Origin of the sequence: Nocardia sp. NBC_01499, assembly GCF_045040275.1 — a bacterium.
Lineage (GTDB): Bacteria > Actinomycetota > Actinomycetes > Mycobacteriales > Mycobacteriaceae > Nocardia.
Window position 1 is genome coordinate 645,701 of record NZ_CP109426.1, and the last position, 21,478, is coordinate 667,178.

Below are 21,478 nucleotides of genomic sequence, written 5' to 3' on the forward strand. Positions count from 1 at the left end.
GACCGATGAGTTTGCGCTATCAGTTCCGGCGCTATCCACTGGTCGGATGCCCAGCGAGAATTCGACGATAAGCAGACGGAGGAGTTTCATTCCTCGGCTGCGCCGTCGCAACCTCGACGGCTACGAGATGGTCGTTTCCGCGCCGGAGAAGCCGACGGCGGACGAGAACCAGAGCGCCGATCGCAATGTCGTGATCGTGGCGTTGTTCGCCGCGCTCGGCGGCATGCTCTACGGCTATGACACCGGGATCATCTCCGGCGCGCTACCCAAGATGTCGGCGCAGTGGGGTATCGACCACACCCGGCAGGAGATCCTGACCGCGGCGATCCTCGCCGGTGCGGTGATCGGCGCGCTGGTCGGCGGTTCGCTGTCGAAGTCGCTGGGGCGGCGCAAGACGATTCTTATCATCGCCTGCGTTTTCGCGGTGGGTGTCGTGGCCTGCGCGCTGGCGGTGGACGCCTGGATGATGACCGCCTGCCGGCTCTTCCTCGGTCTTGCGGTCGGCGCATGTTCGCAGATCGTGCCAACCTATATCGCGGAACTCGCGCCGCCGCACCGCCGGGGCGCGATGGTGACGTTCTTCAATATCGCGATCGGCATCGGCATCTTCCTCGCCAACCTGGTCAGTGTGTTCGCGGCCAGTAACAGCACCGTCGAGGCGAGCGACGACTGGCGGTGGATGATCGGCATCGCGGTGGTGCCCGCGCTCGTGCTTGCGGCGGCGATGCTGCAGCTGCCGGAGACGCCACGGTGGCTCATCGACAACGGGACCGTCGGCAAAGCCCGCGTGGTGCTGCGCTGGATGCGGCCGAACCGGACCGCCGCCGTCGAGGAAACACTGAAGATCTGGGCGATCTCGCAGCAGGAACAGAAAGCCTCGCGCGGCGGCTGGACGAACCTGACCCAGCGGTGGGCCCGTCCCGCACTGGTCGCCGGACTCGGTATCGCGGCGTTCACCCAGCTGTCCGGGCTGGAGATGATGATCTACTACTCGCACACCATCCTCGGCAGCGCGGCGGGTTTCAGCACCGGACTGGTCGTCTGGTCGGGACTCGGCATCGCCGCTGTCTACCTGATCTTCACCGCGGTGGGCGAGCGCCTGGTCGACAAGGTCGGCCGCCGACGATTGATGCTCCTGCTGATCCCCGGCGCGACCCTGTTCCTGTTCGGCTTCGGCCTCCTCTTCGTCCTCACCGACCACCCCAACCGTTTCCTCACCCTGGCCCTGATGCTGGCTTACATGGCATGCAACGCCGCCGGACTACAGGCGGTCGGTTGGCTACTCGGCTCCGAGCTCTACCCCCTGAGCATCCGCGACCGCGCGACAAGCCTGCACGCGGTCGCCCTGTGGGGTTCGAACCTCGTCCTCACCCTGACCGCCCTCACCACCATCGACACCCTCGGCCTCGGCCCCGCGTTCGTCATGTACGCCATGTTCAACCTGCTGTCGCTTGCCTTCGTATACTTCTTTGTCCCTGAAACAAAGGGACATTCACTCGAAGACATCGAACAATCCCTACGCGACGGCACATTCATGCCCTTGCGCGGCAACATCAGCAGCCGCGTAGACGTCTCCGCGAACACCGCCCCTTAGGCCGGTTCTCCCAGGTCACCGCCCCGCGCCGGTGAAAAGACCGGGGTGGCATAGGAATCCCCTATAGCGCCTGCTGCTTTTTCGTCTTTGCCGCTGTCCCCTTTCCGGACATACGGTGAAACAGCTCGACGAGATCACTGTTTCTGCCGTCGAGGGACGAATACGCAACCGAAAGGACCGGTGGGATGACCACGCTCGAAAACGGCTCGAATAAGGGAGAATTCGCGGGAAAGCGGGCTCTGGTCACGGGTGGTTCGCGCGGCATCGGCGCGGCCATCGTTCGCCAGCTCCTCGACGCGGGCGCCGAGGTGCTCACGACCGCGAGGTCGGCGACGAGCACGGTGCCGGAGGGCGCCGCGTTCGTGACGGCCGACGTACGGACACGCGCCGGCGCGGAGTCGCTCGCCGCGGCCGCGCAGGACGTGCTCGGCGGAGTGGACCTCCTGGTGCACAACGTGGGTGGGGCGCGACCGCACAAGGACGCCTCGGCCATTCCGGACGAGGAGTGGCAGGACGCGCTCGACCTGAATTTCCTTGCGTCCGTTCGGCTGGACGCGCTGCTGGTACCCGGGATGCGGGAACGGCGTTCGGGGCAGATCGTGCACATCTCCTCGGCCGCGGTCCTCACCCCGATCGGACCGTTCCTGCACTACCAGGCGGCGAAGGCGGCGCTGGAGAACTACAGCCGGGGAATGGCCGTTGAGCTGGCCCCCTTCGGCATCCGGGTCAACAGCGTGTCCCCCGGCAAGACCGCGACCCCGGGCGGCGAGGAAACACGGGAGCTGTGGGCGCGCACGGTCGCAACGCCAAGCCAGGACGCGTCGAGCGAGCCCGACTCCACCGCGCCGCTCGGCCGCGACGGCGAGCCCGACGACATCGCCAACGCGGTGCTGTTCCTCCTGTCCGACCGAGCGAGCTGGCTGACCGGGCGCAATCTCATCCTCGACGGCGGCGAATACCCCATGAACTGACGCCAACGGCATTCCTGAACTCCCACACGGCATTACGAAAGGCCACACGTCATGGAACTACAGGGCAAGACCGCACTGGTCACCGGCGGCACCTCCGGCATCGGGCTGGCAGCCGCTCGATTGCTGGCCCGCGCGGGTGCCGAAGTCATCATCACCGGCCGCGACGTCCAGCGCGGCAAGAGCGCTGAGGACGCCGCACAGGAGGACGGCACGGTCCGATTCATCCCGGCCGATCTGGCCGACTTGGACTCGGTCACCGAACTGAGCCGCCAGAGCGGTCCGGTGGACATCCTCGTCAACAACGCTGGCACCTTCCCCACCGCGCTCACCGTCGATCAGGGCCTGCGGGACTACGAACGGATCTTCGACACCAACGTGCGCGGTGCCTACTTCCTGGTCGCCGCGCTCGTGCCGCACATGCTCGAGCGGGGCGAGGGCGCCATCGTCAATGTCAGCTCGCTCGCGGCGTTCAAGGGCTTCCCCAGCACCTCGGTCTACAGCGCGTCCAAAGCCGCGCTCGACGCATTGACCCGCACGTGGGCGGTGGAGTTCGCCGAGGGTGGCGTGCGGGTCAACGGCGTCGCGCCCGGTCCGACCCGCACCGAAGGTGTGCTTGCCGAATGGGGTCCGGACGGCAACGAAGGCATGACCGAGGGTTTGGCGATCAAGCGGACGGCCAAGGGATCCGAGATCGCCGAGGCGATCTACTTCCTCGCTTCTCCGCGCGCCAGCTACATCACCGGCACCACGATCCACGTCGACGCGGGCGGTGCCGTCGTCTAGTGGGCGAGCAGGCTCGAGGGGACGGACCCGGACCAGATCTCCTGACGCAGGAGTTCGAGCAGGGCCGTCTCCGCCGGGCCCGCGCCCTGCCGGAGCACGGCGATGACGGGCTGGGGCACGGCCGGGGACACCGGGCGAACGAGGTGCTCGTAACCGTGCGGCACCGCGGAGGCCGGGACCAGCGTCACCCCGAGCCCCTGAGCGGCCCAGCGCGCCGCCGTCGCCGTCTGGGATACGCGGGCGGCCGTGACCGGGGTCAACTCGTTGTCCCGCAGCACATTTCGCAGCACACGATCGAGCGCGCTGTCGCGATCGAACCGCACCCACGGCTCGCCGGCCAGTTCGCGCAGCTCGACCCGGTCCGCGGCGAGCAGCCGATGTCCGGCGCCGAGCACCACCACGAACTCCTCGTAGCCGAGGTGGTGGGCGTCGTCGGGGGTCCCCTCGCACTCCGCCATCAGCGCGAGGTCGAGCACGCCCCGACGGCACAGCCGGTCCAGCTCGGCGGAACTCGGCTCCTCGAAGACGGTGACCTCCAGCCGAGGGAAGCGGCGACGCAGTGCGCCGAGCGCGCCGGGCAGCTGCCGCGTGCCGAAGCCCATCTGTGCCGCGACCACCAACTCGCCGACCAGCTCGTCGGCACCGGCCCGCGCCGTCGCCCGCGCCCGCCGCGACGCGCTCACCGCGACCTCCGCCTCGCGCAGGAACGCGTGGCCGACCGCGGTGGGCACCAGTCCGGTCGGCGTGCGGTCGAACAGTTTCACCCCGAGTTCCCGCTCCAGGCCCCGGATCTGCTGCGACATCGACGGCTGAGCAACGCGCAGCAACTCCGCCGCCGCCGTCACCGAGCCATGCTCCGCAACGGCCAACGCGTACTCATACTGCCGAAGGCTCATCAGATCCCTTTCCTGCGGTAGACCGCGCTGCACCCGCAGCGATGGCCGTAACAACAAGCGCTACAACACCGAGGACGGCGCATTTACTCCATAGCTATCACCGACGTCCCGCCATAGGGTTGCCGCATGACGACCGACCCCACCGCGGCCATCGATCCCGACGCGCTACCGAAGGCCGAATTCGCATTCCCTGGCCCGCTGCGCGATCAGCTCGTCGCCGCGATACTCGACGGTTCGAAAACCGCCACGACCGGAGTACTCGCCGACTACGAGCACTGCGGCGACCCACTGCCCGAGGTCGGTTCGCGTGCGGCGGTGGTGGACTCGGCGGATCGTCGGGTCGCGGTGATCGAGGTGACGGACGTTCGAGTGGTCCGACTCGCGCAGGTCGACCTCGCGCACGCCATCGACGAGGGCGAGGGGCTCACCACCCTCGCCGAGTGGCGAGCGGTCCACGAGAAGTACTGGCACAGTGCGGAAATGCGGCGGGCGCTGGACGACGACACGTTTACCGTGGACGACGAGACCATCGTTGTACTCCAACGTTTCCGCCTACTTGCGCCAAGCATTGCTTGAATTCCAGTGCCGCCGTGCTGCTTTGGCCCTCATCGCCGAGGCATGGTGACCATCGCGACGAGGCTGGCGGCGGCGAGACAGACGGCGCACGCGGTGAAGCTTGCCGCGTAGCCAGCGGCCAGAGAGACCGCGCTCAGTGCCGCTAGGCCTACCGCACCGCTGGTTTGGCGGACGGTGTTGAGGACACCGGCGGCCAGGCCGCTGCGTTCGGCGGATACTCCGTCGGTGGCGGCTACGGTGATCGGCGTGAAAGCGGCGGCCGTGCCGTATCCGAGGATCGCACCGGATATCAGGACTGTCCAGAAGTATGACGCGTCGAGGGCGATGCAGGCGGCGGTCCAGGTCAGGCCGGTTGTGCTGATCGCGCAGCACAGCATGGTGGCGGTGCGGACGCCAAGTCGGACGGTCAGCCACCCTGCTGATCGTGATCCGGCGATCATCGCCACGCCGACCGGCAGGTACCCGACACCGGCCAGCATCGGCGAATAACCGTGCACGTCTTGCAAATACAGCGACAGCAGTACCGGGCTGGCGAGGAAACCCGCGCCGACCAGAAACATCACCGCGTTCGCGCTACTCACCGAGCGTATCCGGAAGATATCGAGTGGAAGTATCGGATCCGCCGCCCAATAGGTTTGGTGGACACCGAAGATTCCGATCAGCGCGAACCCGCCGAGTAGCGCACCGAGGACCATGCCGTCGGCCCAGCCAACGGCCGCCGAGCGCATGATCGCCAGCACCACACCGGTTATGCCCGTGGTGACCAGCAACGCGCCTACTATGTCCAGGCGCGCGCGAGACGTTCCCGAAAGTCGCGGTGGCAGTACGAGAAACGCGCCGACCATGCCTGCAACGCCCAGCGGTGCGAGTACGAAGAACACCAAGCGCCACCCGACCAGCTGGGTGAGCAGCCCACCGATCACCGGTCCACTCGCGGCCCCCGCGGCACCCACCGCGCTCCACATCGCCAGCGCGCGGGCGCGGGTCGATGGTTCCACGAAAGTGGTTGTCAGCATGGACAATGTCACCGGCATCAGCAGTGCGCCGCCGACACCCTGCGCCGCCCGCGCGATCAACAGGAACGCCGGTGACTCGGCGAGTCCGACGGCCACCCTGGCCACGGTGAACAACCCCATTCCGATGAGCATGATCCGGCGTCGACCGAACACGTCCGCGCAGCGTCCGCCGAAAAGCAGGCACCCCGCGAAGGCGAGGGTGTAGGCGTTGACCGCCCACGGCAGCGCGGCGGGCGAGAACCCGAGGTCGGCGCGCAGGTCGGGCAGGGTGACCGAAACGATGGTGGCGTCCAGGACGACCGAGAACGATCCGACGCAGGCCAAGACCAGCACCAGTCGCCGCGGCTCCCACCGCCCGATGCGGCCACGCGCCCTGGTCACCGCCGTCGTGTACACGCTCATCGGTCCCACCCCGCGAGTCGCGCCGCCGCGTGGAACCGCGTCGCGCGATCGACGTAGCGCGCGGCGGGCACGGCATAGAGTGCGTCGATCGAGGCGCGAAACGCCGGGTAAGTTGTTGCCAGACCGGCCATTTCGGCCGCGCTCGCGGGCAATCCGGCAGCACCGAGCAGGGTACGGATGGTGCCCAACGGTTCACTCATGCCGCTACCACCGCCCGGTAGGCCCGGGCAGTTGTGGTAGGCGAGCCCCTCGCTGGTCGCGCTCACCATCGTCGCCGTAATCGTTTGCCAGTACGGTAGGACGACCTCGTCGACATCAGCACCGCAGGCCACGAGAACACCTATCGCACAGTCGAATACATCGCCTAGTGCGGGATCGGAGCCTGCCGGGAAGTGCGCTTCGCGCACCACTCCGATGCGCAGTCCGGTCAGGTCGGCCTGGAACTCGCCGATCGAAGGGGCGGCGACACTATCCGGATCGCTGGGATACGGACCCGCGATAACCGTCAACAGCGCGGCACACTGCGCGGTGGTGTCCCCGTCGACGACCGCGATGGTGTCCTTCACCGCGACCGGAATACCGTGCAACACACCATGATCGATTCCACTCGCGCGCTCCTCGTCGGCGCGCCGAGCCTGCCGCCTGGCGGCTTCGTCGAACCGGGCGAGATAGACACCCAACTCGCCGTCGTACCGATCGGCCCGCGCGATCGCGGACTCGATCAGCGCGACGCTGGCCGTCTCCCCCGCGCGTAAAGCGCGGGCGGCTGCGGCGATGGAATACGGCTCGGCTGACACGTCTCGACCTCCTGAATTGAAGCTAAGGCTTACCTTGCCTGTTCAACCCGGGTTGAGGTCAACTAGAGGAATGCGGCTGACACCGATCGCCACCGTCGTCGACCACTTCGACATCCCCCTGTCCACGCTGCACTACTGGGAGCGCCGCGGCTTGCTCACCGCCCACCGCCGCGGCGGCCGCCGCTGCTACGACCAGGAACAGCTCTATCGAATCGCGCTGATCAAACAGTGGCAGCGCACCGGCCTGATGAGCCTCGACGACATCGTCACCCTGCTCACCGCCCGATCGACCACCACAGACTGGCGCGCGTCCGTCACCGCACACGTGGCGGCCATCGACGACCGCATGCGCGAACTCGAAACGGCCCGCCGCTACCTCGACTGGCTCCTCACCTGCACACACGACGGCGACCTCGAGCGCTGCCCCAACTACCGATCGTCAGTCACCCTCCCTGACCCCGCGCAGCTGACCAGCCCGTCCGACGAGTAATCGGGACGTAATCGGACCGTGATCCGCTGTGATATGCCAGTTAATTCCATCTGAACTCGTTTTTAGAATGCGGCGCACGGGTCGTGAATTCCGTCGCCAAGTTCTACGTTGGGTATCGTATCGACAACCCGTCGATGCCGACGAGATAGACCGAATAAGGCTGCCTCGCCTCGCGCTTCCCTGCTGTCGACAGCGCGTGCCGAAACCTGATTCAGCACTGCGAATTCGACGATGTCGCCTAGAGGAGTTTCCAATGGCGCTCTACTTCACCGAGTGGTCGATCACCAGTGATACCAGCCCGGAATGCGCGTCCCGCATCGCCGACCGAGGACGCACGGCGTGGCGACTGAGCTGGCTGCCCGACCGAGCGCTCACCCTCGAACAGGCCAGGGCCGGAATGGAACTCGACGAGTTGCTCAGCGATCCGGAAAACGTGGACAACTACGCGGCCATGGCGCGAGCGGATAACTGCGCCGGCACGATCGGCATGCTGCGCGCGCACGTGGTGATCCTGTTGGCCAAGCGAATGGCGGCGCGACTTCCGGTGGCCGTCAGCACACGCTGATCCGACAGCCGCGGCGGCCCCGCGTGATCAGCCCGTAATACGCACGGACACTTGGCAATCACTCATGACGACGGCCCGTCGAGCCAGGCACGGATCCGACGTCATACCCGCTACTCCACCATGAGCAGGGGCGATCGGCGATACATTGGACCGGTCCCTGCCGAGTGTTGTGCGGGCTCGGCGCGTTCGGAAGAGTGTTTCCGGATCCCCCGGAGCACGGGCGGAAGGCTCAGTCATGCGGCATGGCGAGGCAATGCGGACCGTGAAACGCCGGGCTCGGCCTTTGCTCGAACTCGCCGCGCTGAGCGTCGCGCTGGTGCTGCTCCTCGTCACCGGATGCGCGACTCATCCGAGTGACACGTCCTTCCGGTTCGAGGTGACAGAGGGCCTGAATCACAACTACCTCATTCGAGACGACAAGACCGCCGCGCATCTGCTGCTGCGCTCGGGGCGAAATCCGCGCGTCGTTGTGGCGTTCCCTGCCGGGAACAGCGGCACCGGGGTGTGGTTCGGACCGCTGGCCGCCCCTGCGGATTGGTCGCTCGACTCACCACCGAAAGTACAGTCGGCCAAGGATTCTCAGGGGCGATCCTTGAACGGGATCGAGTTCGAAGCCTCCATCACCGCACCGTCGCTGGTGCCGAAGCAGGCCGTGCTGTCCAACGTCCGTGTCCTGCGCGACTACGACCAGTACGCGATCGTGCCCGCCGAGCTGGTGGTCTCCCCTACGACTTCGGGAAGCACGGTAACGTGGGCGCGGGACCGCCTGGATGGCGCGCCCGGCTACCACCTCGGCATCGACGTCCTCGACGGCGCGGTGTCATCGGGGGGAACGATTACCGCCGGGTCAGACGGCCGGATCAAGGTTCGCGTCACCGCGGCCACCGGCGACACCCCGCTGACGCCACTGTCCGGGACCGCGCTACTGAACGGCCACGAGCAGAAGCTCGACAGCGCGAAGAACACACTCACCTTCCTCAGCTACCGGGAGAAGTTCCTTGCCGGATCATGGCGTTTCAACACCTATTTCGGCCGCGACACCCTGATCTCGATGATGCTGCTGAAACCGGTCCTTGCCCCCGACGCGATCGAAGCGGGCATTCGCTCCGTGCTGGCCCGACTCGGCCCGCAAGGGCAGGTCGCCCATGAGGAGGCTGTCTCGGAATACGCGATCCTCACACACCAGCGACAGAACGGAACACTCAGCGACGCACCGATATTCGACTACAGCATGGTCGATGAGAACTACCTCCTAGCGCCCGTTGTCGCCGCCCACCTACTCGACGATCCCGCCGGCGCCGAACGCGCGTCCGCCTATCTGCATGCGCCACTGGACAACTCGACCATCGGCCAGGCATTGGTCCGCAACCTGCGGCTCGTCGCGTCGACCACGGCGCCCTTCGCGCACGATCCTCGCTACGGCAACCTGATCGCCTTGCAAGAGGGACACTCCGCCGGACAATGGCGGGACAGCGGAATCGGGCTCGGCGGCGGCCGCTATCCCTATGACGTCAACGCCATCCTGGCTCCGGCCGCCCTCGAAGCGACGGCCCGACTGCTCGACAACGGGGTACTCGATCCGTTCCTGAACCCCGACGACCGGATCGAGTTGTCCGTTGCCGCCGCCGCGGCGAAGACATGGCGCGCCGAAGCACCGCGCATGTTCACGGTGACCCGCGACGCCGAACAGGCAAGGGCCGCCATCGATTCCTACGCCACCAAGATCGGTGTTCCAGCACAGGACGCGCTGACCGCCCTCGATCAGCGTCCGGTCACGTTTCCCGCTGTCGCACTGGACATCAACGGCTCACCGATACCGATCATGCACTCCGACGACACTTTCGACCTCCTGTACGGCTCACCCTCGCCCGAGGTCCTCGACCAACAGGTGAGCACGCTGTTCCGCCCGTTCCCGCTGGGGCTGATGACCGGAGCGGGACTGGTGGTCGCCGATCCGGTCTTCGCCGACCCCGGCCTGCAGGCGCAGTTCACCAACCACGACTATCACGGCACCGTGGTCTGGTCCTGGGTGCAGGCCGCGCTCGCCAGCGGCCTTGCCCGCCAACTAGAACGCACCGATCTGCCGCAACCCGTCAGAGACCACCTCTCCACCGCGCAGCACACCCTGTGGCAGGCGATCAACGCCGCCGCGCCGATGGCGAGCTCCGAGCTCTGGAGTTGGCGATTCGCGGACGGCCGCTATCAGACCGCACCCTTCGGCGCCAACGAGGCCGACGTCACCGAATCCAATGCGGCACAACTGTGGAGCAGCGTGTACCTGGCCATCACTCCCCCGTCGTGACCGTCATTTCCGGTGCAGCAGCACCGGTAACGTAGCGAGGCCGCGAATGAGCAGACTGGGCTGCCACTGCAATGGAGCTGCCTGCGGCGCCAGCGTCATGTTCGGGAATCGTTGCAGGAGTGCGGAAAACGCGATCTCGGCTTCCAGCCGGGCCAGCGGCGCGCCGACGCAGAAGTGGATGCCGTGGCCGAAGCCGAGGTGTCCGGCGGCATCGCCGGTGAGGTCGAGGTTGTCTGGATCGTGATAGCGGGCAGGGTCACGGTTCGCGGCGGCGAGGGAGACGTAAACGAACTCCCCCGCGGGGATTTCGGCGTCGCCGACCCGCACGGGCTCCGCGGTGTAGCGCATGGTGGCCCAGTCGACCGGGCCCTCGAATCGGAGGAACTCCTCCACCGCGGCGGGCACCCCCGACGGGTCCTCGCGCAGCGCCTGGAACTGGGATTCGTTGCGCAACAACGCATACGTGCCGTTCGCGATGAGGTTCACCGTGGTCTCGTGGCCCGCGATCAGCAGCAGAAACGCCATGGCGATCAGTTCCTGCTCGCTGAGCTGGTCGCCGTCCTCGCGCGTCTGCGTCAGGCCGGAGAGTAGATCGTCGCCCGGATCGTTCCGCTTGGTCTGCACCAATGCGGCCAGGTACTGGGCCATTTCGTCCGAGCAGCGGGCGCGTTCTTCCATGTCGCTCGACACCCCGACCAGCACCTTCGTCCAATGCTGGAACTCCTCGCGATCGCCGAAGGGCACGCCGAGCAGTTCGCAGATCACGGTGACCGGCAGCGGTACCGCGAACGCCTCGAGCAGATCGACCTCGTCCTGCTCGGCCATCCGATCGAGCAATGCGGCGGCGATCTCTTCGATGCGCGACCGCATCGCCGCCACCCGTCGGGTGGTGAAGGCCTTGTTGACCATCTTGCGCAGCCGGGTGTGGTCCGGCGGGTCGGTGTTGAGCATGTGGCCGCCGAGTGCGAGCCCGGTCGAATCCTGTTGTGCTGACGGATCCTTTCGACGGATTATCTCGAGCATCCCGGCTATGCCCTTGTGCAGACGCGGATCGGCGAGCACCGCCCGTCCCTCCGCGTAGCCGATGACCACCCACACCGGCAGGCCGTTCGAGAATCTGACCTGCAGCGCCGGACCACGCTCGCGCCATCGGTGGTAATACGCCTGCGGATCGACGAAGAAGTCCTCGCCCACCGTCTCGATCCGATCCTGCGCCTCGATGTCGGCCATGCTGCCCTCCGTGCTTCTCGCGACCGGGATCGATCGCGCCCTCCCGTGAGCCGCCAGTAGCAGGCCTCACGTCAACCACCGTACCGAATCGGCCGCTCAGACCCCTTGCGTCGCTGCGGATTAACTCTCGGCGCAGGACCAGTAGCTGCGCCATGAATTCAGCGCCTATATCCCATGACAAAACGACCGTCTGGAATTATTACGGTGGACAAAACCGCACCTGGCGCGAAACCAACCGCTCGCTTCCATATATAGCCCCGAGAACTATGGGCACTCCCCTCGATCAATTCCATTGCCGCCGCGATGCCCCCAATGGTAGGGTTTCGACTGCCGGTGAGGGTAGTGCCCCAAAAAGCAAGGGGCCGTTGGATTATTTGGCATATCGATTCACATCGGGGGTCAAGCATGCGCAATAGTGACGCGCGCGCTTATTTCGACTGCGTCGGCATCGGCGTAGGTCCTGCTAATTTGAGCCTGGCGTCACTCCTGTACGGCAACTCGGATATCTCTAATTTGTTCTTGGACAAGCGAGATTCCTTCGATTGGCATGACGGACAGCAGCTGCCTAATGCAAATCTCCAGGTCTCCATGCTCAAGGATCTGGTAAGTCTCGCGGATCCGACGAACAAATTCTCGTTCCTGTCGTATCTGCATTCGAACGGCCGCATCTACCATTACATCAACGCACAGTTCGACACGATGCCACGCCGCGAGTTCCGCAACTACCTGAAATGGGCGAGCGACCGCAACGAGAACATCGTCTACGGCGAGCGGGTGCTCTCCATCGACTTCGACGACACCTTCGTCGTACGGACCGATCAGCGCTCGATACGCGCCGGCAACCTCTCGATCGGCATCGGCAGCCGGCCGTGGGTGCCGACGATCGCCGAGGACATGCTTGGCGAGAGCCAATTCCACGTCAGCGAGATCGTGCGACGAGCACACCGCCTCGGCGGCAAGCGGGTCTGCGTCGTCGGCGGCGGGCAATCCGGCGCCGAGGCGGTGCTCGACCTGATCTCCCGCCACGAAACCGAGCGTCCACGCCGCGTGTCCTGGGTGACGCGGCGCCGCAACTACTTCCCGCTCGACGACTCCCCATTCACCAATGATTTCTACATGCCGAGCCACTCGGACTATTTCTCCACGCTGGAACGTGCCACCCGCGAACAATTCAACGAGCGGCACATTCTCACCAGTGACGGAATATCCGGTGCCACGCTGCGCGAGATATATCAACGCATCTATGTCAACCGATTCGTCGATGGCGCACCCGACCTCACCGCACTCTATCCGCATCGCGAGGTCACCGACGTCGTCCCCGGCAGCTGCGGCGATTGGAGCCTGCGCGTGTCGAATAGCAACCATCCAGGCATCATCGGCCAGATAGACGCCGACGTGATCATTTGGGCGACCGGTTTCCGCCCGGCCGCCATGGACTTTCTCGACCCGATCGCCCACCGGCTCGACCGCGAGGGCGACGAATTGAAGATCGACAACCAATTCGCGGCGCAATGGGACGGTCCGGCCGATCGAAATATCTTCCTGCACAATGCGGCCGTACAACAACGCGGCCTGCCGGACCGCAATTTGAGCCTTATCGCCTGGCGCAGCCAACGCGTGGTCGACCGACTGCGTGGCGTGCGCAGCGATGAGCAGCTCGCCTCATTCCTGGAATGGTCGGCGAAGCTGGCACCCGAGGACGTCGCCGAGGTCGTGCAACGATGACCCGAACCGATGTGGCCATCATCGGCGGGGGAATCATCGGGTGTCTCATCGCCCGCGAACTGATCACCCGCGCGCCGGGCATATCGATCACCGTGCTCGACCGCGACCTGGTCGGGTCCGGCGCCAGCCGTCGTTCCGCGGGACTGCATTTCCCGCGCGGGGCGACCGCCCGGGTGCGCGAGATGACCGCCCTCAGCCAGAACTACTATGAGCGGCTCGCGCACGACAATCCCGCGTTACCGATCTATCCGGTCGAGATGTCGGTGCTGACGACCACCGGAGTGGGCAATTATCTGAGCTGTGCCAACGCAATTCGTGTATCGGCACTGCCCGGTGACCTGGCACCGGTCCCGGAGGGGACCGGCGTATGGAATGTCGAGGGCGGGCAGTACGCCGACGTCGGCGCGCTGGCAGTTGCCCTCGCCGCCGACCTGCGCGCACAGGTTCACTTCCGCGAGGCGACAGCGGTTTCCGCGATCGACCCGAGCGACAACGACGTCCTCCTACGACTGGGCAACGGCGAATCGCTCTGTGCTGCAACCGTTATCCTCGCACCGGGCCCCTGGGTGCATGCCCCCGCCTGGCAGGCGTTGACGGCACAGCTGGATGTACGGGTAAAGCTGGTGGCGGCCTTGCATATCGACAAGGCGCCAACGCACCGTGATCGCGCGATCGTCTTCCAGGACATCGACGCTTTCCTCCTGCCGCTGGCACACCGCGGTCACTGGTTGTTCAGCTTCACCAGCCAACAGTGGAACGTGCAACCGGACCACCTCCTCGGCGGCATGACCGACACCTGCATGAAGGAGGGACGCGCGGCCCTCGATGCCGTCGCCCCGCACCTGGCCGCAGCGGCCGCCGGTGGCCGGGTGTTCTGCGACGCCTACAGCCACCATCGCGAACCACTGATCCAGTCGCTCGACGACAACGCCCGACTGGTATTCGCAGGCGCGGCAAACGGTTCCGGCTATCGACTGGCCCCAGCCATCGCGGCGGAAACCGTAAACCTCCTCCTATCGGACCGCGACAAGGGACCTGTCGATGATCATTAGCCATTTCGATCCTGCCGAGTTGTCCACCGCCTTCGGCATCGACATGAGTTCGGTGTCCGGTTTCGGCCCCGGAGCGGGCTGGGGCAGGGTGGCTCCCGGGCAGAGCAGCGAACCACATCAGCACGATGAGATCGAGATGTTCGTCATCATCAGCGGCAGTGGCGAAGTCGCGGTCGACGGCAAGACGATCCCGGCGACACCGGGCATGGTCGCCAGATTCGCGCCGTTCGAGACCCATGTCATCACCAACACCGGCGACGACGACCTGATCTTCTTCGACCTGTACTGGCGCGACCCCGCCGAGGCCGTCGCGACGAGCCTCGCGCACCGGCGAAGGTTCGACGAACGCCCCGTCTTCGTCTTCTCCACTCCCCCAACACCCAACGGCGACCTGCACCTGGGTCACCTGTCCGGGCCGTATCTCGGCGCCGACGTGTTCGTGCGATTCCAACGCCTCAACGGTGCCGACGCGTGGCATCTCACCGGCAGTGACGACTATCAGAGCTACGTGCTCGATCGGGCGGCCCGCGACGGTCGCGAACCCGCCGAGGTCGCGGCCCACTTCTCGGCCGAGATCAGCGCGACGCTCGCACTGCTCGACGTAGTGCCCGACCAGTTCGTCGCCACCGACGCCGATCCGACCTACCGGGCCAAGCTGCAGCGCTTCTTCTCCGCCGTGATCGAGTCCGAAGCCGCGAATATCCAAACGGCACAGGCACTCTTCGACCCGACCACCGCCGAGTATCTGTACGAGGGCGGGGTCACCGGCGGCTGCCCCGGCTGCGGCGCCGCAACCACCGGCAATATCTGTGAGCAGTGTGGCGAGCCCAATCTCTGTGTCGACCTTGTCGATTCACGCACCAGTGACACCGGCCAGCCGCCGCGCCGCGCCGAGATCGCTCGATTCATGTTGCCGCTGCACGAGTTCCGCAAGGAGGTCGCGGCCCATCACAATCTGGGCCGGGTGCCCGCCAGGCTGCGCGAGCTCGCCCACCGGGTGTTTTCCCACGATCGACTCGACCTCCCGATCACCCACCCGTCGAGCTGGGGCGTGCCGCCGACCGAAGCCGACGCCGACGGACAAGTCATCTGGGTCTGGCCGGAGATGGCCTACGGCTTCTTGCACGGCATCGAAGCTTTGGGCGGGCGACTCGGCCGACCCTGGCGGGCCGAGGCACCGGAGCGGGATTGGAAGATCGTGCACTTCTTCGGGTACGACAACAGCTTCTATCATTCCGTGCTCTACCCGGTGCTGTACAAGCTGGCCTTCCCGGACTGGGAGCCCGATATCGACTACCACGTCAACGAGTTCTATCTGCTGCGCAACGAGAAGTTCTCCACCAGCCGCAACCACGCCATCTGGGGCAAGGACGCGGTGCGCGACAACAATGTCGACGCGATGCGGTTCCATCTCGCCCGCACGCGACCCGAGGGCAGGCGCACCAATTTCGAACCCGCCGAATACAACTCGACATTGCGCGACACCCTCATCGACTCGTGGCAGCACTGGCTGCACGAGCTCGGCGAACGGGTGCGGCATCGATACAGCGGCGCCGCGCCGGACGCCGGAATATGGACACCGGAGCATGCGGCCTTCCTCGGCAGGCTGGAGGTTCATCGCGCGTCGATCACGGGACACCTTGGGCAGGACGGCTTTTCGTTGAACCAGGCGAGCGCCGAACTCGACGCGATGGTGCGCGACGTCGTGCGCTTCGCCGCACACGAACACGCGGTCGCGCAGCTCGATCTCTGGAAAGACGAGGCGCGCACCGCCGTCGCCCTGGAACTGGCCGCCGCCAAGCTCATCGCGCACTGCGCGACACCGATCATGCCGCGATTCGTGGCCCGGCTCGCGGCGGCGCTCGGCTCGCCCGTGGCGTCCTGGCCACAGACTGTCGAACTGGTTACGCCGGGCACGCCGATCGACCTCGCCGTGGACTTCTTCCCGGCCAACGGAGTATTGGAGGCGCCAGATGCCTGATCACCACCAGCTGCCCGAGCACATCGACGTCATCAACACCATTGCCCGCCAATCATGCGGCGACACTGAGCATTACATTCATTTCGCCGTAGACGGTGAGCTGCGTTCGCTCGCGCTGGCCGACCTCGATGTCAAGGCGACCAGGGTCGCCCACCGGCTGCGTGAACTCGGGATCGGGCCGGGCAGCCGAGTCGGGATCGTGTCGCGTAATCGGATCGAGTGGGTGCTGCTCGACTTGGCGGTGCTCAAGCTCGGCGCGGTCACCGCCGGATTCGAAGCGGACCGGTTCGATCCCGCGGTAGTCGGCGGCACCTTCAACCTTGCGGTGGTCTTCGCCGAGAAGCCGGCAGCGGACAGTGGCGTGTACAGCATGGCCGCGGTAGCCGACTGGTCCGACGACTCGGCCGTCGCGCCGCTGCCGCCGTTCGACGGATACGACCCGGCCGATATCTGCACCATCAAGTTCACCTCCGGCAGCACCGGCGCGCCCAAGGGGCTCGAGGCGTCGGTGGCGAGCATCAACAGCGATATGGCCGCGGTCCAAGAGATGTTCGAACACACCGACGGCGACAATCTGCTGACATTCATGGGCCTTTGGTTTCTCCAGCAACGGTATTGGGTGTATTCGGCGCTGGTGCACGGGCACGACATCACCCTCGCGGGCTACGACGAGGCATTGGACGTCGCGGCGCTCGCGGCACCGACGGTGGTCATGGGCGTGCCAGGGTTCTACGAGGAGCTCAAGGCGCGACTCGACGCCGCGGGTCCGACTTCGGACCTCGAGAAGCGCCGTGACCTGATCCAGCAGCGGCTCGGCGGCCGAATCCGCTACCTGTGGACGGGTTCCGCTCCGGCGCGACGAGCGGTGTTGGACTTCTTCAACGACTGCGGCGTGCCGTTGTACGAGGGCTATGGTTTGACCGAGGTCTGCATCGTCTCGAAGAACCATCCCGGCGCGGTCCGCCTCGGCAGCGTCGGAAAACTCTTGCCGGGCAAGACCGTTCGCTTCGACAAGAACGGCGCGCTGATCATCGGCAGCCGCTACCCGGTCAATATCCGCTACACGTGGGCGGCGCCGGGGGTCAACGAATACACCTTCCTGCCGACCGGCGAGGTGAAGACAAGCGATGTCGGCTATCTCGACGAAGACGGGTTCCTCTACCTGCGCGGCCGAATCGACGACGTCTTCTCGCTGACCACCGGCCGCAGCGTCTTCGTGTCGACGGTCGAGGAACGGTTGCGCGCACATCCGGAAATCCACGAATGCGCCCTGTACGGCAAAGACCGGAGCTATCTGACGGTCATCGTCTCGCCCGCCTCGCCCGACCCGGACCACGAAGCCCTGCGCCAGTTCGTCGCGAAGTGCAACACCGGAGTCCCCACCGAGGAACAGGTGCACGCGCTGGTCCTCGCACCGGAACGCTTCTCGATCGACAACGGCCTGCTGACGACGCAATTGAAGTTGCGCCGCAAGGAGATTCACGCGCGCTTCGCCGACGACCTTGCCGCGGTCTACCGGCAGGCCGACGCGGGCTCGGCCGAACCGTCGTTGATCACCGCCAGCCGAACACACGAGTAGGGAAGGCATTATGAGCTGGGCAAAACTGAAGGACCTCACACTGGCGAACAGCAGGGTCGAATTGCGGCGAGTGCGGTTCACCGATCGGGCGGCCTTCGAGAAGATCGTCTTCGAACCCGAGATCTGGCAGTACTTCGTGTCGCGGATCAGCACGGCCGACGACCTGGACGCCTTCCTCGAATCCGCCGTCGCGGACACGCTGAACGGCACCCGCACCGTGTTCGCCATCATCGACCGCGCGAGCGGTGCGATCGTCGGCAGCTCGGCCTACGGAAACCTGGCCGAGTCCGAGCGCCGACTCGAGATCGGCTGGTCGTGGCTGTGCGCCGCCGCGCGACGGACCGGCATCAACCGGGCGGCCAAGCTGGCACTGCTCGACCACGCCTTCGACGAACTCGGTTGCGAGCGAGTGGAATTCAAGACCGACGTGCTGAATACGGGCGCCAGAACCGCGCTCATCCGGCTGGGTGCGCACGAAGAAGGGGTGCTGCGCAGCTTCAACTACATGCCGGGCGGGCGGCGACGCGACGTCATCTACTACAGCATCCTGCGCAACGAGTGGCCCGCCGTGCGCCAAGAGCGCCTGGCCGCCATCGCCGACTGAAGGGGGCACCGTGTTCACCGAAGACCTGTTCTTCGACGTCGACGACCAGCGCCTGGCCGCGACGATGATCTTCGCCGAAAACCGCCGCACGCCGAGCATCGCGCACCTGCACGGCCTGGGCGCCACCGCGAGCAGGCACACCGTGCGCTACTTTCTCGACGAGTTCGCTGACCGCGGCCACGGCTCGTTGACCTTCGAGTACTCCGGCAACGGCGACAGCACCGGCGTGATGGAGCAATCGTGCCTGCGCCGCAGGACTGCGGAATCCCTTGCCGCCGTTGCCCAATTGAGCACCGACGAACGGCCGTTGCTCATCGGCAGCAGCATGGGCGCCCACCTCGCCTGCAGCATCGTCCCGAAAGTATCGCCGCGCGGTCTGGTGCTGTTCGTCCCCGCCGCCTACCCGCGCGGCGCCGAGGATCTGCTGTTCGACGAAGGCCGCGCGCGACCGGGCAACTATGCCGACAACCCCGCCTTCACCGGCCTCCGGGAATTCGACGGCGATCTGCTGATCGTCGCCGGGAAGACCGATCAGGTGGTGCCAGCCGATGTCGTGGACGGATACCTGGACAACGCGACGAATGCTCGTTCCGCCGAGGTGATCTGGCTCGACTGCGACCACTTCGTGCACCGCTGGCTGCCCTTCGAGGAAACCGCGAAAACCGATGTGCTCACCGCGATGCTGCGCGTCATCTCCGTCGATCAGGCCGAAGGGAATTCATCATGGTGATCGAGAACAACCTGCTCAGACGGCACGATCAAGAAAGTATCGATCGCGTCGAAAACGGCTTCCGAGTCGGTCCGCTCGCCGAGGCCGTTCGGTCCGCGCCGACCCTGGAAACCCGTCGTGGACTGTCGAAATCGGAGTTCGAGCAGCAGTACCGCGAGCAATTGCGTCCGGTGGTGCTCGCGGGATTCGCGCAGGACTGGACATCGGTGCAGACCTGGTCGCCGGAGCATCTCGCGGCGCGGTGCGGTGACGCCGAGGTGACCATGGACAGCGTGCGCGGCACGCCGTCGCGCCGAGTCGCCTTCGCGGAATTCGTCGAGCTGATGAAGGCGAACGAAGGCGATGCCGAGCCGCTGCACCTACAGGAGTGGTACTACCAGACCAATGCGCCGCAGCTGGCGGCCGAGCTGCCGGAACTGGATATCGCACAGTACGACTTTCGCCGAAACCTGTACGGCGAGAAGGCATCAACGAACCATCAGCTGTGGGTCGGCCAGCGCGGCGGCATCACCCGGCTGCACCAGGATTCGTACATGGTCGACGTGATGCACGTGCAGATCTTCGGCACCAAACGCTGGTACGTCATGGGCCCCGAGGCGAAGCTCGGTGCCGATGCCGACGGCGAACCGGATTTCGCGGCGCTGGTGGCTGCCGAGGACACTCGGCTGCATCACTTCGATCTGAAGCCCGGCGATGTGCTGTATCTGCCCGCGAATTGGTATCACCGGATCGAATTGCTCAGCAACTCGATCGGACTCGGCCGCAAATGCCTGGACGAGAAGAATCTCGCGATGCACATCCGTCAGCGCATGAACGAGATGTTGGCACTGATATTGAACTACGACGAAGTCGCGAGGACGCACCCCGAACTCGTGCCGGTGCTCCTCACCCGCAGCCGGGCTTGGGCGAATCGGATGGATCTAGACCTGTCTCGTTTGCGCCCGTAGCGTAGAGCCCGGGAGGGGTGATCGTCATGCGGCAGAAGCATGTACTGGCCATCGGTGGCCGCAATTCCACGGTAGACAAACTGGAGAAGCTCGGTCTGCGCTTCTCCATGGTGCAGATTCCCGAGATGGTCGACGCGCGTCAGTACAACAGCGCCGAACGCTATGCGGTGCTCGACTACGAGAACCTCGAGGAACTGCTGGCACTGAGCCGCGCCTGGCACCGCATCGACCCGTTCGACGCGATCTTCACCTTCACCGAGTACGGCCTGGAGAACACGTCGCGCTGTGCCATCGACCTCGGCATCGCGGGCGACAACCTGGCAGCTGTTCTGGTGACCAGGGATAAGACGAAGACGCGGGCATTGCTCAATGAACACGGGCTCAGTCCGGTGCGGCATCGGGTCTGTTCGACGGTCGAGGATGCCCGTGCTTTCTTCGCCGAATTGGGCGGCGAGCCGATCGTGCTGAAGCCGTGCGACGGCGGCCTCAGCGAGGGCGTGTTCATCGTCGAGACCGAGGCCGAGCTCGCGCAACGGTGGGCCTGGTCCAGCGCCGCGCGGCCAGGTCCGGTGCTGGCGGAGGAGTTTCTGCGCGGCCACGAATTCAGCGTCGAATCCCTTTCATTGGACGGCGTGCACGAAATCGCGATGATCACCGAGAAGGTGACGACGCCGCTGCCGCGCTTCGTGGAATTGGGTCATCAGGCGCCTGCCCGGCTCAGCGACGCCGACCGCACCCGAATCGTTGAACTGGTCACCACATTCCTCGATCTCATCGGCCAGCGGACCGGGCCCGCGCATACCGAGATCCGGCTGACCCCGAGTGGGCCGAAGCTGATCGAGTCGCAGACCAGGGTCGGCGGCGACCAGGTGTGGGAGCTGTGCGAGATGGTCAGCGGCATCGATATGATGGCCGAGGCGATCGCGGCCTTGGCGGATGTGCCGCCGCCGCAACGTATTCCGGTCGCATCGGCCGCGGCGATTCGTTTCTTCGGCTACGAGAACATTCGGGTGCTGAAGGTTTCGGATCTGCACGACGCCGAGCACGCCCGCGGCGTCGTCAGGGTGCACTGCGATCTGGCGGCCGGCCAGGAGATCGGCCCGCTGTCCTCGTCGTACGCGCGACAGGGATACGTGCTGAGCACCGGGGACAGTGTCGAAGACGCGGTCGGCAATGCGGAGGCGGCACGCGATCTGGTCCGGGTCGACTGGGAATCCCTCGCGAACACCTCGGAGTAG

Annotated in this window: 19 protein-coding genes; 15 read left to right on the forward strand and 4 right to left on the reverse strand. The window is 65.8% G+C overall.

The genetic code is table 11. The annotated features are described in order from the left end of the window. Positions 1-46: 46 nt before the first annotated feature. The 3 genes from OG203_RS02985 to OG203_RS02995 all read left to right on the forward strand — a co-directional run bounded on the left by OG203_RS02985 (position 47) and on the right by OG203_RS02995 (position 3,348). Positions 47-1,594 carry a sugar porter family MFS transporter gene (locus OG203_RS02985; RefSeq protein WP_405164100.1) on the forward strand — a complete coding sequence of 516 codons (1,548 nt, stop codon included), beginning with the start codon at positions 47-49 and terminating at the stop codon, positions 1,592-1,594. A gap of 185 nt (positions 1,595-1,779) precedes the next feature. Next, entirely contained in the window at positions 1,780-2,565 is a 786-nt protein-coding gene (locus OG203_RS02990; RefSeq protein WP_405164101.1) for an SDR family oxidoreductase, read from the forward strand. A 51-nt stretch (positions 2,566-2,616) separates the two neighbouring features. Then, a complete protein-coding gene (locus tag OG203_RS02995; RefSeq protein ID WP_405164102.1) occupies positions 2,617-3,348 on the forward strand; it encodes an SDR family NAD(P)-dependent oxidoreductase in 732 nt (243 codons plus the stop codon). Here the strand turns inward: OG203_RS02995 and OG203_RS03000 are convergent. Further along, entirely contained in the window at positions 3,345-4,244 is a 900-nt protein-coding gene (locus tag OG203_RS03000) for a LysR family transcriptional regulator (RefSeq protein ID WP_405164103.1), read from the reverse strand. The two genes, OG203_RS02995 and OG203_RS03000, sit on opposite strands and share 4 nt — an antisense overlap. A 126-nt stretch (positions 4,245-4,370) precedes the next feature. Here OG203_RS03000 and OG203_RS03005 point away from each other — a divergent pair, with 126 nt between their 5' ends. Next, positions 4,371-4,820: an ASCH domain-containing protein gene (locus OG203_RS03005; RefSeq protein ID WP_405164104.1), complete on the forward strand. Its 450-nt coding sequence runs from the start codon at positions 4,371-4,373 to the stop codon at positions 4,818-4,820. A gap of 29 nt (positions 4,821-4,849) precedes the next feature. Here OG203_RS03005 and OG203_RS03010 read toward each other — a convergent pair whose 3' ends face one another. Together OG203_RS03010 and OG203_RS03015 are read right to left on the reverse strand one after the other, a co-directional pair. Continuing rightward, complete coding sequence (locus OG203_RS03010) at positions 4,850-6,238, reverse strand: MFS transporter (RefSeq protein WP_405164105.1); 1,389 nt, start codon at positions 6,236-6,238, stop codon at positions 4,850-4,852. Next, positions 6,235-7,035 carry an amidase family protein gene (locus OG203_RS03015; protein ID WP_405164106.1) on the reverse strand — a complete coding sequence of 267 codons (801 nt, stop codon included), beginning with the start codon at positions 7,033-7,035 and terminating at the stop codon, positions 6,235-6,237. The genes OG203_RS03010 and OG203_RS03015 overlap by 4 nt, the downstream gene beginning before the upstream one ends. A 70-nt stretch (positions 7,036-7,105) precedes the next feature. Here OG203_RS03015 and OG203_RS03020 point away from each other — a divergent pair, with 70 nt between their 5' ends. The 3 genes from OG203_RS03020 (at position 7,106) to OG203_RS03030 (ending at position 10,392) form a co-directional block, all read left to right on the forward strand. After that, positions 7,106-7,525 carry a MerR family transcriptional regulator gene (locus OG203_RS03020; protein ID WP_405164107.1) on the forward strand — a complete coding sequence of 140 codons (420 nt, stop codon included), beginning with the start codon at positions 7,106-7,108 and terminating at the stop codon, positions 7,523-7,525. Between the two features lie 253 nt (positions 7,526-7,778). After that, positions 7,779-8,090 (forward strand): hypothetical protein, encoded by a 312-nt coding sequence (locus OG203_RS03025; protein ID WP_405164108.1) that lies wholly within the window; start codon positions 7,779-7,781, stop codon positions 8,088-8,090. A gap of 253 nt (positions 8,091-8,343) precedes the next feature. After that, positions 8,344-10,392 carry a hypothetical protein gene (locus tag OG203_RS03030; protein ID WP_405164109.1) on the forward strand — a complete coding sequence of 683 codons (2,049 nt, stop codon included), beginning with the start codon at positions 8,344-8,346 and terminating at the stop codon, positions 10,390-10,392. 3 nt (positions 10,393-10,395) lie between these two features. Here OG203_RS03030 and OG203_RS03035 read toward each other — a convergent pair whose 3' ends face one another. Beyond that, positions 10,396-11,622 carry a cytochrome P450 gene (locus tag OG203_RS03035; protein WP_405164110.1) on the reverse strand — a complete coding sequence of 409 codons (1,227 nt, stop codon included), beginning with the start codon at positions 11,620-11,622 and terminating at the stop codon, positions 10,396-10,398. A gap of 405 nt (positions 11,623-12,027) precedes the next feature. Between OG203_RS03035 and OG203_RS03040 the strand changes: the two genes are divergently transcribed. Genes OG203_RS03040 through OG203_RS03075 form a run of 8 tightly spaced genes read left to right on the forward strand, consistent with a single transcriptional unit; the run spans position 12,028 to position 21,478 of the window. Beyond that, positions 12,028-13,347, forward strand: coding sequence for a lysine N(6)-hydroxylase/L-ornithine N(5)-oxygenase family protein (locus OG203_RS03040; RefSeq protein ID WP_405164111.1), 1,320 nt, complete (start codon positions 12,028-12,030; stop codon positions 13,345-13,347). Then, entirely contained in the window at positions 13,344-14,399 is a 1,056-nt protein-coding gene (locus OG203_RS03045; protein WP_405164112.1) for an FAD-dependent oxidoreductase, read from the forward strand. The genes OG203_RS03040 and OG203_RS03045 overlap by 4 nt, the downstream gene beginning before the upstream one ends. Further along, on the forward strand, positions 14,389-16,380 hold the full coding sequence (locus OG203_RS03050) for a class I tRNA ligase family protein (RefSeq protein ID WP_405164113.1): 1,992 nt from the start codon (positions 14,389-14,391) through the stop codon (positions 16,378-16,380). The genes OG203_RS03045 and OG203_RS03050 overlap by 11 nt, the downstream gene beginning before the upstream one ends. Then, positions 16,373-17,959 carry an AMP-binding protein gene (locus OG203_RS03055; protein ID WP_405164114.1) on the forward strand — a complete coding sequence of 529 codons (1,587 nt, stop codon included), beginning with the start codon at positions 16,373-16,375 and terminating at the stop codon, positions 17,957-17,959. Before OG203_RS03050 ends, OG203_RS03055 begins: the two co-directional genes overlap by 8 nt. Before the next feature lie 10 nt (positions 17,960-17,969). Further along, the gene (locus OG203_RS03060; protein ID WP_405164115.1) at positions 17,970-18,563 is read left to right on the forward strand and encodes a GNAT family N-acetyltransferase; all 594 of its coding nucleotides are present in this window, start codon (positions 17,970-17,972) and stop codon (positions 18,561-18,563) included. Positions 18,564-18,573: 10 nt separating this feature from the next. Continuing rightward, a complete protein-coding gene (locus OG203_RS03065; protein WP_405164116.1) occupies positions 18,574-19,293 on the forward strand; it encodes an alpha/beta hydrolase in 720 nt (239 codons plus the stop codon). Then, positions 19,287-20,240, forward strand: coding sequence for a cupin-like domain-containing protein (locus OG203_RS03070; RefSeq protein ID WP_405164117.1), 954 nt, complete (start codon positions 19,287-19,289; stop codon positions 20,238-20,240). The genes OG203_RS03065 and OG203_RS03070 overlap by 7 nt, the downstream gene beginning before the upstream one ends. Positions 20,241-20,266: 26 nt before the next feature. Continuing rightward, on the forward strand, positions 20,267-21,478 hold the full coding sequence (locus tag OG203_RS03075) for an ATP-grasp domain-containing protein (RefSeq protein WP_405164118.1): 1,212 nt from the start codon (positions 20,267-20,269) through the stop codon (positions 21,476-21,478).